The organism is Aeromonas sp. s7(2024) (assembly GCF_040907825.1).
Classification (GTDB): Bacteria; Pseudomonadota; Gammaproteobacteria; order Enterobacterales; family Aeromonadaceae; genus Aeromonas; species Aeromonas veronii.
The window spans coordinates 205,515-219,399 of record NZ_JBFOCM010000023.1 but is presented as its reverse complement, the minus strand read 5'-3'; the positions used below and the strand labels follow the sequence as shown (position 1 = coordinate 219,399).

Here is a 13,885-nt window from a genome sequence, read left to right as displayed (position 1 = left end):
AACCACGAATAAGCGAAGGAGCAAACCATGTTTATTCTGAAGAACGTCACCGCTGTCCAGCTGGAGCCGACCCGGGTGCTGGAAGGGGTGGATATCGCCATCGAAGGATCGCTTATCAAAGCGGTGGGGCCCAATCTGCGGGCCCTCTACCCGGAGGCCAACTATCGGGAGATGGGCGGCAAGCTGGTGATGCCGGGCATCGTCTGTGCCCACAACCACTTCTACTCCGGCCTGTCGCGGGGGATCATGGCCAATATCGCCCCTTGCCCGGATTTTATCTCTACCCTGAAAAATCTCTGGTGGCGGCTCGATCGGGCGCTCGATGAGGAGTCCCTCTACTACAGCGGTCTCATCTGCTCGCTGGAAGCGATCAAGAGCGGCTGCAGCGCGGTGATCGACCACCACGCTTCGCCCAACTTCATCAAGGGCTCCCTGAATGTGCTGCGCAAAGGGTTTATGGAGGCGGGCCTGCGCGGCATGACCTGCTTCGAAACCACGGATCGCAACGGCGGCCTCGCCGAACTGCAGGCCGGGGTAGAGGAGAACATCCTGTTCGCCCAACAGATCGATGCGGCCAAAGCCAAGGGGAGCGAACCCTATCTGGTGGAGGCTCATATCGGCGCCCACGCCCCCTTCACCGTACCAGACGAAGGGTTGGCCATGCTGCGCGAAGCGGTGCAGGTCACCGGTCGCGGGCTGCATATCCATGTGGCGGAAGACCGTTACGACATGGCTCACGGTCACCACCACTATGGCAAGGAGCCCATCGCCCGGCTGGACGAGTTTGGCCTTATCGACAGCAAGACCCTGATCGCCCACGGCATCTACCTGAGCCCGGCTGACATCGAACTGCTCAACAGCCGCGATGCCTTCCTGGTGCACAACGCCCGCTCCAACATGAACAACCATGTGGGCTACAACATGCACCTGCCGGAGTATCGCAATCTGGCGCTCGGTACCGATGGTATCGGTTCCGACATGCTCGAAGAGCTCAAGTTCGCCTACTTCAAACACAAGGATGCCGGCGGAGCGCTGTGGCCCGACAGCTTTGCCCGGTTCCTCTGGAATGGCAACACCCTGCTGGAACGCAACTTCGGCGCCAAATTTGGCCGCCTGGAGCCGGGATACAAGGCCGACCTCACCATTTGTGACTACGCCGCACCGACCCCGCTGGCGCCGCGCAACCTCGGTGGCCATCTCGCCTTTGGTATGGGATCGAACAGCGTCAACAGCGTGATGGTGGAGGGGCGCATGGTCTATCAGGATCGCGAGTTCGCCTTTGACGTCGAACCCATTTATCAGCAGGCCAGCAAGGTGGCGAGCCGCCTGTGGCAACGGATGGATCAGCTGGCCTAAGGCCACCTTCCACAGTTTTGGACCGGATTGCCCGCCCTGTGGATTTTCCCGGCGGCGGGCAGCAAGAGTAAGGACGACACATGATTGAGCAATTCTTCCGACCCGAGCAACTGGGTCAGGCTTTGGAACTCAAGGCCAGTTTCGGCAACGACGCCGTCTACATGGGAGGCGGCAGCAAGCTTAACGCCGCTCCGACTCGCACCGACAAAAAGGTCGCTATCTCGCTGGACAGGCTGGGGCTTGACCAGATTGAGCAGCAGCACGGCCAGCTCCATATCGGCGCCACCGTCACCCTGCAGACCCTGAAAGATGATCCCCGTACCCCGGCCGCCCTGTGCGACGCGCTGGGGTTTGTCTACTCCCGCCATCTGCGCAATCAGGCCACTCTCGGCGGCGAAATTGCCTGCCAGCAGCAAGACTCCCCGCTGTTGCCGGTACTGCTGGTGCTTGAAGCAGTGGTGGTGCTGGAGAACAACCTGCTGCAACCCATCGACGCCTATCTGGCGGGTCAGCGCAATGCCCTGGTGCTGGGGATTGTGCTGCCGGAGCCTGAACTGCGCTGCGCCACCCGCCGCATCAGCCGCAATGCCGATGGCTTGGCGGTGATGACCGCCGCGGTAGCCCTCGACAGCATTGGCGAAAGGCGGGTAGCCGTCGCTGGCGTTACCCCGCAGCCGATGCGCCTGCGGGATCTGGAGCGCCGCGATCTGCACGATGCCGCGCTGGAGGCCGCCGTGAGCGAGCTGATTGCGCCCCGTGAGGATTTGGCGGGCAGCATAAGTTACAAGCGGTATATCACCGGCGTGGTAGTGGCGGATCTGCTGGTGGACTGCCAGCAGCAGGAGGTGCAAGCATGATGGAACTCAACTTTACCCTGAACGGTGCCCTGCGCACTGTCATCTGCAAGGCCGGTGACAATGCCCAGCGGGTGCTGTTCAACCAGTGCCGGATGCACTCGGTGCGCAACAGTGACGACGGCTTCGGCTTTGCCGGCTCCGATGCCATTCTCTTCAACGGCAAGGTGATCAACGCCTCCCTGCTGATCGCCGCACAACTGGATGGAGCAGAGGTGCGCACCGCCGAGTCGCTGGGCAGCTGGAACCAGCTCAGTCTGGTACAGCAGGCGATGGTAGATGTGGGCGTGGTGCAGTCCGGCTACAACGATCCGGCTGCGGCGCTCATCGTCACCGACCTGCTTGATCGCCATCCCGAACCGACCCGTGATCAAATCGATGACGCGCTCTCGGGTCTCTTTCACCGGGACGGCGGCTACCAGCAGTTCTATCAGGCCATCGAGCTTGCCAGTTCACGGATGAAGGATCCCGATTATCTGTGCCAGATTGCCCCCGAGTTTCGTGACGACCTGCGCCACATCGGCAAGAGCTGTCCCAAGGTTGACGCCGCCAAGATGGTGCAGGCCAAGCCCTGCTACGTGGAGGATCGGGTCACCGAGGATGCGCTGGTCATCAAGATGCTGCGCAGCCCCCATCCCCATGCGGTGATCACCAAACTCGACGTGAGCCGCGCCGAAGCCATACCGGGGGTGGTGCACGTCATCACTCACCTCAATTGCCCGGATATTTACTACACCCCGGGTGGCCAGAGCGCGCCCGAGCCGTCACCGCTCGATCGCCGCATGTTTGGCCGCAAGCTGCGTCACGTAGGTGACCGGGTGGCCGCCGTGGTGGCCGAGAGCGAAGCCATCGCATTGGCTGCACTCAAGCTCATCGAGGTCGAGTATCAGGTGCTGCCAGCGGTCATGAACATCGATGAGGCGATGGCCCCCAATGCGCCGCTGGTGCACGACGAGCCCATCGTCTACATGGCCGGTGCACCTGCGGATCTCGAGCAGCAGAACGCCTGCTCGGTGCGCCGTGGCGACGAGCACATGATCATCAACTTCCCCATCGGCTCCCGCCCGCACGAGAACCTGGCCGCCAGCGTCCATGGCCAGATCGGCGATGTGGCCAAGGGCTTTGCCGAGGCGGACGAGATAGTCGAGCGCACCTACGAATCGACCCAGGCCCAGCAGTGCCCGACCGAGCCGCACATCTGCTTCACCTACATGGATGGGGATCGTCTGGTTATTCACGCATCTACCCAGGTGCCGTGGCACGTGCGCCGTCAGGTGGCGCGCATCGTCGGCATGAAGCAGCATCAGGTGCATGTGATCAAGGAGCGGGTAGGGGGCGGCTTTGGCTCCAAGCAGGATATCCTGCTGGAAGAGGTGTGCGCCTGGGCGACCAGGGTCACCGGCCGTCCCGTCACCTTCCGCTACACCCGTGAAGAGGAGTTCATCAGCAACACCTCCCGCCACGTGGCCAAGGTGAAGGTGAAAGTGGGGGCCAAGAAAGATGGCACCATCACTGCCATCGACATGGATTTTCGTGCCAACACCGGCCCTTACGGCAACCACTCATTGACGGTGCCAAGCAACGGCCCGGCGCTCTCCCTGCCGCTCTATCCGTGCGACAACGTGCGCTTTACCGTCAACACCTACTACAGCAACATCTGCCCGACCGGTGCCTATCAGGGTTATGGCGCGCCCAAGGGCAACTTCGCCCTGACCATGGCCATTGCCGAGCTGGCCGAGAAACTGGGGATCGATCAGCTCGACATGGTGGAGCACAACCGGGTGCACGAAGGGGACATCCTCAAGGTGCTGGGGGCCATCGGCGAGGGAAAGATGCCCACTTCTGTGCCCCACGCCGCCAGCTGCGCCCTCGAGCCCATCCTCAAACAGGGTCGCGAACTGATTGCCTGGGATAGCCCCAAACCCGCCGACGGGGATTGGCGCATCGGCCGTGGCGTCGCCATCATCATGCAAAAATCGGGGATCCCGGATATCGATCAGGCCAACTGCATGGTCAAGCTGGAATCGGACGGCACCTTTATCGTCCACTCCGGTGGCGCCGATATCGGTACCGGCCTCGATACCGTGGTCGCCAAGCTGACCGCCGAGGTGCTCGGTTGCCCGCTCAGCGATGTGCATGTGATCTCCGGTGACACCGACCACGCCCTGTTCGACAAGGGGGCCTACGCCTCGTCCGGTACCTGCTTCTCCGGCAACGCGGCCAAGATGGCGGCCGAGAACCTCAAGGCGAAGATCCTGTTCCACGGCGCCTCCATGCTGGGCGAGCCGGTGGAGGATGTGGAGCTGGTTCATCCGGGCATAGTGCGCGGCAAGCAGGGGGAGGTGAGCCTCGCCAAGCTGGCCCACAAGGCCGAGACCGGTACCGGCTTCGGCATTCTGGTGGGCACCGCCAGCTACATCACCTCTGAGCTGGCCTTCCCGTATGGCGCCAACTTCGCCGAGGTGGCGGTCAACGTCAGAACCGGCGAGATCCGGCTCGACAAGTTCTACGCCCTGCTCGACTGCGGTACCCCCATCAACCCGGAGCTGGCCCTCGGCCAGATCTACGGGGCGACCATGCGGGCCATCGGCCACACCATGACCGAAGAGATCTGCTACGACAGCAAGGGCATCCCGCTCACCCGGGATCTGAAGAGCTATGGCGCGCCCAAGATTGGCGACATTCCGCGCGATTTTCGGGCCTTCCTGGTGCCGAGTGACGACAAGGTCGGCCCCTACGGCGCCAAGTCCATCTCGGAGATCGGGGTGAACGGCGCGGCGCCTGCCATCGCCACCGCCATCCACGACGCCTGCGGTGTCTGGCTGCGCAAGTGGCACTTCACGCCGGAGCAGATCCTGCGCGAGCTGGGCAAGCTGGAGCAAAAAGTGTCGGCATAACAAAAGAAAAGGTGAGGGGCGGGCGCCAGCTCGCCCCCAGCGCCTGACGGCGGAATGAGTACTCCGCCTACATTCTGTGTGATGGGACAAACACGATGTCTAAAACAACACGCAAGCACTCGGATCTCATTTACGAGCTGGAAGACAAACCCCCGTTTTATCAAACCCTGATGGGCGCAGTGACCCATCTGCTGGCCATTTTTGTCCCCATGGTAACCCCGGCGCTGATCGTCGGCGGCGCCCTGGGCCTATCCACCGAGATCACCGCCTATCTGGTCTCCATGGCGATGATCGCCTCCGGTATCGGCACCTGGCTGCAGGTAAACCGTTATGGCCCCATCGGGTCTGGGCTGCTCTCCATCCAGTCGGTCAACTTCTCCTTCGTCACCGTGATGATCGCCCTCGGCGGCGCCATGAAAAAAGATGGCATCCACGAGGAGCTGATCGTCTCGACCCTGCTCGGGGTCTCCTTTGTCGGTGCCTTTCTGGTGATGGGCTCCTCCTTCGTGCTGCCCTACCTCAAGCGGGTGATCACCCCGACCGTGAGCGGGGTCGTGGTGTTGATGATTGGTCTGAGCCTTATCAAGGTAGGGATCATCGACTTTGGCGGCGGCTTCTACGCCATGAGCAGCGGCACCTTTGGCAAATACGAGCACATCGGGCTGGGGCTTTTGGTGCTCTGCGTCATCGTCGCCTTCAACTGCAGTCGAAGCCCACTGCTGCGGATGAGCGGCATTGCCATCGGCCTGATGGTGGGTTATGCGGTGGCCCTGATGCTCGGTATGGTGGATTTCTCCGCCCTTGAGAACCTGCCGCTTATTACGGTGCCTATCCCGTTCAAGTACGGTTTTTCCTTCGACTTTCACGCCTTTATGTTGGCGGGCACCATCTATCTGTTGAGCGTGCTGGAGGCGGTGGGGGACATCACCGCCACCGCCATGGTCTCCCACCGGGATATTCAGGGCCCCGAGTTTCAAAAACGGCTCTCCGGCGGCGTACTGGCGGACGGTCTGGTCTCGGTCATTGCCTCGGCACTCGGCTCTTTGCCGCTCACCACCTTTGCCCAGAACAACGGCGTCATCCAGATGACCGGGGTGGCCTCACGCCATGTGGGCAAGTTTATCGCCGTCATCCTGGTGCTGCTGGGGCTTTTCCCCGTAGTAGGGCGCTTCTTTACCACCATACCGTCACCTGTGATGGGGGGCGCCATGGTCATCATGTTCTCCATGATCGCCATCGCCGGTGGTCGCATCATCATCAGCCACGGTTTCGATCGGCGGGAGACCCTGATTGTCGCCACCTCGCTGGGTCTTGGGCTTGGGGTCTCCTATGACCCGAACGTCTTCAAGGTGCTGCCGGCGGGTATCTACATGCTGGTGGAGAACCCCATCTGCGCCGGCGGCATCACCGCCATCATCATGAATCTGGTGCTGCCGCAAAGCCGCAAGCGCAAGGCAGCCGTCAGGGATGCCGAGGCGGTGGAGGTGATCCAGCTGAGCGACAAGCCGGATGTGATCTTTACCGCCCGCAGTGCGGGCCAGCCATCGGCCAGCAAGGGTGAGGGTTCACCAGAGCCAGTACCCGGGGAGGCGGTGGCGCCACAAGTGGAACGGATCTGACGGTTAAACCGGCAAAAAACGTCAACAGAACAAGAAAAACAGGGAAACGGTTATGAAAAACGACAACTCTGTCAAAGCGGTACGCGGCAGCTTCTTCGATATCACCCGGGTGGTGGATCAGCCCGAGGAGATTGAGTCCAACGCCCGTCTTATCGAGGATGGTCTGCTGATCATTCGCAACGGTTGCATCGACTGGTTCGGTGAGTGGGAGGAGGGGAAAGATCGCATTCCGGCCGAAGTGCGGGTGCGCGATTATCGCGGCAAGATGATAGTGCCGGGCTTTGTCGATACCCACATTCACTATCCCCAAAGTGAAATGGTGGGGGCCTATGGCGAGCAGCTGCTGGAGTGGCTCAACCGCCACACCTTCCCGGCCGAGCGGCGCTACAACGATCTCGAGTATGCCCGTGAGATGTCCACCTTCTTTATCAAGCAGCTGCTGCGCAACGGCACCACCACGGCGCTGGTGTTCGGCACAGTGCACCCCGAGTCAGTGGATGCCCTGTTCGAGGCGGCCAGCCGCATCAATATGCGGATGATCGCGGGCAAAGTGATGATGGATCGCAATGCCCCCGATTATCTGCTCGATACCGCCGAGAGCAGCTATGTGCAGAGCAAGCAGCTTATCGAGCGCTGGCACGGCAACGGTCGACTGCTCTATGCCATCACACCACGATTTGCTCCCACCTCGACACCCGAGCAGCTGGAGATGGCGCGGCGGCTGCGCGAAGAGTTTCCCACCACCTATCTGCACACCCATCTGTGCGAGAACAAGGACGAGATCGCCTGGGTCAAATCCCTTTTCCCGGCGCACAAGGGTTATCTCGATGTCTATCACCAGCATGGGCTCACCGGCCACAACTGCGTGTTTGCCCACTGCGTCCATCTGGAAGAGCAGGAGTGGGATTGCTTGAAGGAGACAGGCTCCACCATCGCGTTTTGTCCCACCTCCAACCTCTATCTCGGCAGCGGCCTGTTCAAGCTGCACAAGGCGTGGCGCAAGCAGGTGAAGGTGGGGATGGGCACCGACATCGGCGCCGGTACCACCTTCAACATGCTGCAGACCCTCAACGAGGCCTACAAGGTGATGCAGTTGCAGGGTGAGCGGCTCTCCGCCTATCAGGCCTTCTATCTGGCGACCCTGGGCGGCGCCCATTCGCTGGGGCTGGACGAGAAGATCGGCAGCTTTGCGGTGGGCAAGGAGGCGGACTTCGTGGTGCTCGACCCGGTCGCCACCCCGCTGCAGCAGCTGCGTTATGACAACTCCACCACCCTGCGGGACAAGCTCTTTGTGCTGTTGACCCTGGGGGATGACAGATCCATCTACCGCACCTATGTGGATGGCCAACTGGTGCATGAACGGGGGTAGGGCTTGTAGTGGGCTGCCGCGGCGCAGCCCCAACGAATACGGCGGCTGGCGTGCCCCACAGGGGCGCCAGTCTTGCCGCACCACAGGGGATCTCCCCGCATAGAACGTGAAATGGCCCGGTTTTTTTTGACCAGCAAGGCAAACGTTTGAGTCAAGGCTGCCTGCCCTGGTCTGTCTGTCGCATCCTCTGCCGCCATCGCCTGTTTTTTTATCAAACTGGCGCGAGGCAGACCCGCAGATCCTGTCGCCATTTCGTCATGGAACATTCAGGCGCGTGTGAAGGAGTTGGGTATGACCCAAGCAAACAGCAGGACAAACAGCGTGGAACAGCTGGCCAATGATGACGCCAGCCAGAGCGCAGCAAAGCAACAGCCGCTCACGGCTCTTGATCGCTACTTTATGATCAGCGAGCGGGGCAGCAACGTCAGACAGGAGGTGCTGGCGGGCCTCACCACCTTCCTTGCCATGGTCTACTCGGTGATCGTGGTGCCGAGCATGCTCGGCAAGGCGGGCTTTCCCCCCGGCGCCGTGTTTGTCGCCACCTGTCTGGTGGCGGGGTTCGGTTCGCTCTTGATGGGGCTCTGGGCCAAGTTGCCGATGGCCATCGGCTGCGCTATTTCTCTCACGGCGTTTACTGCATTCAGTCTGGTGCTGGGGCAGCAGATCCCCATTCCGGTGGCGTTGGGCGCCGTCTTCCTGATGGGGGTGCTGTTTACCGCCATCTCGGTGACCGGGGTGCGTAGCTGGATCCTCGACAACCTGCCGATGGGGATTGCCCACGGCACCGGCATCGGGATTGGTCTCTTCTTGCTGCTTATCGCCGCCAACGGGGTGGGGCTGGTGATCAAGAACCCGCTGGAGGGGCTGCCGGTGGCGCTGGGGGCCTTCACCTCCATGCCGGTCATCATGTCCCTGATCGGCCTTGCGGTGATCTTCGGGCTGGAGAAGCTGAGAGTACCGGGGGGGATCCTGCTGGTGATTATCGCCATCTCCATCTTCGGCCTGATTTTCGATCCGGCGGTGAAATATCAGGGGCTGTTCGCCCTGCCGAGCCTGTCGGACGATCAGGGCAAGTCCCTCATCTTCAGTCTGGATATCATGGGGGCCCTCTCGCCGCTGGTGCTGCCCAGCGTGCTGGCGCTGGTGATGACGGCGGTATTCGATGCCACCGGTACCATCCGCGCCGTGGCGGGGCAGGCCAACCTGCTCGATAAGGATGGTCACATCATCAACAGCGGCAAGGCGCTCAGTGCCGACTCGGTCAGCAGCATCTTCTCCAGTCTGGTGGGGGCGGCCCCCGCTGCCGTCTATATCGAATCGGCCGCGGGCACGGCGGCGGGAGGCAAAACCGGCCTGACCGCGACCGTGGTTGGCGGCCTGTTCCTGCTGATGCTGTTCCTCTCGCCGCTCTCTTATCTGGTGCCCGCCTATGCCACCGCACCGGCCCTGATGTATGTGGGTCTCCTGATGCTGAGCAACGTCACCAAACTCGATTTCGATGACTTTGTCGGGGCCATGTCCGGGTTGGTGTGCGCCGTCTTTATCGTGCTCACCTGCAACATCGTGACCGGTATCATGCTCGGCTTCAGCTCGCTGGTGATCGGCCGCATCTGCTCGAAGGAGTGGCACAAGCTCAACGTCGGCACCGTGGTCATCGCCCTGGCGCTGGTGCTCTTTTATGCTGGAGGGTGGGCTATTTAGGGATAACCCGCCCGTTTGGGGTCGCTCTGGCGGCCCCATTTTTATGCCTGTTATTTTTAGCCCGCTCATGCTGACTATCACGTCTCGGCTGTCTCCGCAGTTGGGGGGGCATCGCGATACCATTTTGATAAATCCTCCTACCAGATTGATAGGCTCCCACCCTTGCTCTCCTCGCTCTGCCGTTTTTTTCACCGCAAATGTGCCCCGTTTGCTCAGGGGCTGCCCTTGGCTTGTCGCTGCGAGCCAACAAAAGCGGGCTAGATGGGATCCCCTTCACACTTCTCCCCATTGTCCTGACGATGGCGGGAATCAGGCGCATATCTTGCTGTTTTTTATACCGGTTCCAGATTTTTCCCTTCGAAAAAAGGACTTGCATATGTCCATAGGATTACCGCTCAAGCGGGTGGATGCCGAGGCCAAGGTGACCGGCAGCGCCCGCTATACCGATGACAACATCATGCTCGGGATGCGCCACGCCAAGTACGTGCGAAGCAATATTGCCCACGGCAAGGTGCTTGCCATCGATGCGACCGAGGCACTGGCCCTGCATGGGGTCGAAGCCGTGTTTACCCATGAGGATGTGCCCACCACCTGTTTTCGCACCGCCGGTCACGCCTGGTCCCTCGATGAGGCGAAACGGGATGTGAAAGACCGGCGTCTGCTCACCGACCATGTACGCCACTTTGGCGATGGGGTCGCCATAGTCGTAGCCCGTGATCCGCTGGTGGCCGAGAAGGCTGCCGCGCTGGTCAAGGTGACTTACGAGCCGCTGCCGGTGATGACGGATGCCCAAAGCGCGCTGGCCGACGGTGCCTATCCCATCCACCCGAGCGGCAATCTGCTGCGCCAAAGCCAGCTTCGCGCCAATGACCCGGAGCAGGCCATTGCCTCCGCTGACCTGCAATTTCAGGCGCACTACCGGACGCCGGTGGTGCAGCACTGCCATCTGGAGACGGTGACCTGCTACGCCTACATGGATCAACCGGACCACATCATCGTGGTCAGTAGCACCCAGATCCCCCAGATAGTGCGTAGCCGGGTGGCCAAGTCCCTCGGCCTGCCCTGGTCTAGCGTGCGAGTGATCAAACCCTATATGGGCGGCGGTTTTGGCAACAAGCAGGATGTGCTGGAAGAGCCGATGGCGGCGTTTTTGAGCTACAAACTCGGCGGTGTGCCGGTCAAGGTGACTCTGAGCCGGGAGGAGTGCTTTTTTGCCTCCCGCACCCGCCACGGCTTTGCCATCGATGGCAAGATGGGCCTCAACCGCGATGGCATCCTCAAGGGCTATCAGCTCGACGTGCTCTCCAACACCGGCGGCTATGCCTCTCACGGCCACTCCATCGCCAGCGCCGGTGGCAACAAGATCAGCTACCTCTATCCGCGCAGCGCCTTCGGTTATGACGCCAAGACCTTCTACAGCAACCTGCCCACCGCTGGTGCCATGCGCGGTTACGGCGCGCCGCAGGCGATTTTTGCCCTCGAGTGTATGCTGGACGATGCCTGCGCCGAACTGGGGCTGGATCCGCTTGATGTACGTATCGCCAACGTGGCGCGGGAAGGGGATGTCAACCAGGTCAACCAGAAGACCATCTACAGCGCCGGGTTGCCCGACTGCCTGCTGCGTGGCCGCGAGATATTCGAGTGGGATCGACTCAAGGCCGAGTGCTTGGCGCAGGATCCTGCAAGCCGGGTGCGGCGCGGCATTGGGGTTGCGTGCTTTAGCTACGGCTCCAACACCTATCCGGTGGGGGTGGAGATCGCCGGTGCCCGCATGCTGCTCAATCAGGATGGCACCGTCAATCTGCAGATCGGCGCCACCGAGATAGGGCAGGGGTCGGACACTGTCTTTGCCCAGATGGCGGCCCAGACATTGGGCATTCCGTTTGAGCAGATCCGGGTTATCTCGACTCAGGATACCGACATCACCGCCTATGATCCTGGCTCGTTCGCCTCGCGTCAGAGCTATGTGGCGGCCCCCGCCATCCATCAGGCGGCGCTGCAACTGCGGGCCCGCATTTTGTCGCTGGCGGCCCAGCTCTGCCATCAGGATGTAGGATCCCTGACCCTGATCGACGGTTACGTGGTGCTGGCCGGTGCGCCGGACAAGGTGCTGATCAGCGTCGCCGAGGTGTCGGTCAACGCCTACTACCACCTCACCATCGGCGGTCAGATCACCTCCGAGGTCTCCCACAAGACCACCACCAACCCGCCCAGTTTCGGCTGTACCTTTGTCGATCTCAGCGTTGATATCGATCTCTGCAAGGTGACCATCAATCGCATCATCAACCTGCACGATGCGGGCAAGATCCTCAATCCGCAGCTGGCGGAGGGGCAGGTGCACGGCGGCATGGGGATGGGGATCGGCTGGTCCCTGTTCGAGGAGATGATCATCGACGCCAAAACTGGCGTGGTGCGCAACCCCAACCTGCTCGACTACAAGTTCCCCACCATGCTGGACTTGCCGGAGCTTGAATGCGACTTCGTGCAGACCTACGAGCCCCAATCGGTCTATGGCCACAAATCCCTGGGGGAACCGCCCATCATCTCGCCGGGCCCGGCGATCCGTAACGCCATCCGCATGGCGACCGGGGTGGCCATCAACGAGCTGCCCATCACCCCCAAAACCCTGTTCCGGGAGTTTGTCGCGGCGGGTTTGATTGGCGAGGGATCAGGGGAGGAGCAACACCATGTTTGATATTGCCCGTTACTACAAGGCGCACAGTGTAGCCGAGGCGGTCGCCCTGCGTCAGGCTGACCCCGAGGCGCGCCTCCTGGCCGGTGGCACCGATGTGATGATCCAGCTGCATCACCTCAACGCCGCCTATCGCCATATCGTCGATATTCACGACTTGCCCGAGCTCAAAGGGGTGAGCGAGTTGCCTGATGGATCGGTCCGCATCGGCTCCGGTACCACCTTTGCCGAGCTCATCGAAAACGAGCTGGTGCAGCGCCGCCTGCCGATGTTGGCCGAAGCGGCCGCCACCATCGCCGGCCCGCAGATCCGCAACGTCGCCACCTATGGCGGCAATATTTGCAACGGCGCCACCAGTGCTGACTCGGCGGCGCCGACTGTCGCGCTGGAAGCAGAGCTGGAAATCGCTGGCCCCGATGGTACGCGCCGCATCCCCATCGCCGGTTTTCATACCGGCCCTGGCAAGGTGGCGCTGCAACCTGCGGAGATCCTGGTGGCGTTTCATTTCGCCCCGGATACTCACCCCCAGGTGGGCTCCCACTACTTCAAATACGCCATGCGCGATGCCATGGACATCGCCACCATCGGCTGCGCCGCCTACTGCCAGATTGAGGATGGTCACTTCAAGCGCTTGCGGCTTGCTTACGGCGTGGCGGCACCGACGCCGGTGCGCACCCCTCACGCGGAAGCGGCGGCCGAAGGGCAACCCCTGACTCGCGCCACACTGGCCGCCATTGCCGAGGCGGTGGTGGCCGATGTGGCGCCACGATCCTCCTGGCGGGCGGAGAAAGAGTTTCGCCTGCACCTTATCAAAACCCTGGCGCTGCGGGTGGTCGCCTGCGCAGTCGAACGTGCCGGAGGCAAGATCCTATGATGCAACCGCAAAGCTGTCCCGCCGTGGAGATCCAGTGCGAGATCAACGGCAAGCCTTACTCCTATGCAGTGCCGCCCACCATGTCGCTGCTCCACTTCCTGCGCGGGCAGGGGCTCATCAGTGTGAAAGAGGGGTGCAGTGTCGGTGAGTGCGGCGCCTGTACCGTGCGGGTGAATGGCACTGCCATCGACAGCTGCCTCTATCTGGCGGTCTGGGCCGATGGCAAATCCATTCGCACCGTGGAGGGGGAGCGCAAAGGCAATGAGCTCTCCGACGTGCAGCAGGCCTTTATCGACGAGGGGGCGGTACAGTGCGGTTTTTGTACCCCGGGCCTCGTGATGGCGAGTGCCGCCCTGCTCGACAAGACCGCACGTCGTCCGCTGACCGATGCGGAGATCCGCCGCGGGCTGTCGGGCAACCTCTGCCGCTGTACCGGTTATCAGAACGTGGTACGGGCGGTGAAGAAGTGCTGCAAAGGGTGATAGTTCGGGTGCCGTGAGTGGTGCGTGCCGTTATTTGAAAA

The 13,885-nt window shown here is 61.7% G+C and carries 9 protein-coding genes; all 9 read left to right on the top strand.

What is annotated here, in order from left to right:
* The first annotated feature begins 27 nt into the window (after window positions 1–27).
* Window positions 28–1,356: a putative aminohydrolase SsnA gene (gene ssnA, locus AB5Y73_RS10695; protein ID WP_107683034.1), complete on the top strand. Its 1,329-nt coding sequence runs from the start codon at window positions 28–30 to the stop codon at window positions 1,354–1,356.
* Between the two features lie 80 nt (window positions 1,357–1,436).
* Window positions 1,437–2,213: a molybdopterin-dependent oxidoreductase FAD-binding subunit gene (gene ygfM / locus AB5Y73_RS10690; protein WP_107683033.1), complete on the top strand. Its 777-nt coding sequence runs from the start codon at window positions 1,437–1,439 to the stop codon at window positions 2,211–2,213.
* Complete coding sequence (locus AB5Y73_RS10685; RefSeq protein WP_220128896.1) at window positions 2,210–5,107, top strand: molybdopterin-dependent oxidoreductase Mo/Fe-S-binding subunit; 2,898 nt, start codon at window positions 2,210–2,212, stop codon at window positions 5,105–5,107. The genes ygfM and AB5Y73_RS10685 overlap by 4 nt, the downstream gene beginning before the upstream one ends.
* A 95-nt stretch (window positions 5,108–5,202) precedes the next feature.
* A complete protein-coding gene (locus tag AB5Y73_RS10680) occupies window positions 5,203–6,726 on the top strand; it encodes a nucleobase:cation symporter-2 family protein (RefSeq protein WP_181497331.1) in 1,524 nt (507 codons plus the stop codon).
* 52 nt (window positions 6,727–6,778) lie between these two features.
* Complete coding sequence (gene guaD, locus AB5Y73_RS10675) at window positions 6,779–8,095, top strand: guanine deaminase (RefSeq protein WP_118853873.1); 1,317 nt, start codon at window positions 6,779–6,781, stop codon at window positions 8,093–8,095.
* A gap of 399 nt (window positions 8,096–8,494) precedes the next feature.
* Window positions 8,495–9,796, top strand: a complete 1,302-nt coding sequence (locus tag AB5Y73_RS10670; protein ID WP_180343373.1) for an NCS2 family permease — start codon at window positions 8,495–8,497, stop codon at window positions 9,794–9,796.
* A 376-nt stretch (window positions 9,797–10,172) separates the two neighbouring features.
* On the top strand, window positions 10,173–12,491 hold the full coding sequence (xdhA, locus tag AB5Y73_RS10665) for a xanthine dehydrogenase molybdenum-binding subunit XdhA (protein WP_107683030.1): 2,319 nt from the start codon (window positions 10,173–10,175) through the stop codon (window positions 12,489–12,491).
* A complete protein-coding gene (gene xdhB, locus AB5Y73_RS10660; RefSeq protein ID WP_107683029.1) occupies window positions 12,484–13,362 on the top strand; it encodes a xanthine dehydrogenase FAD-binding subunit XdhB in 879 nt (292 codons plus the stop codon). The genes xdhA and xdhB overlap by 8 nt, the downstream gene beginning before the upstream one ends.
* Entirely contained in the window at window positions 13,359–13,844 is a 486-nt protein-coding gene (xdhC, locus tag AB5Y73_RS10655; RefSeq protein WP_042080820.1) for a xanthine dehydrogenase iron sulfur-binding subunit XdhC, read from the top strand. The genes xdhB and xdhC overlap by 4 nt, the downstream gene beginning before the upstream one ends.
* Window positions 13,845–13,885 lie beyond the last annotated feature (41 nt).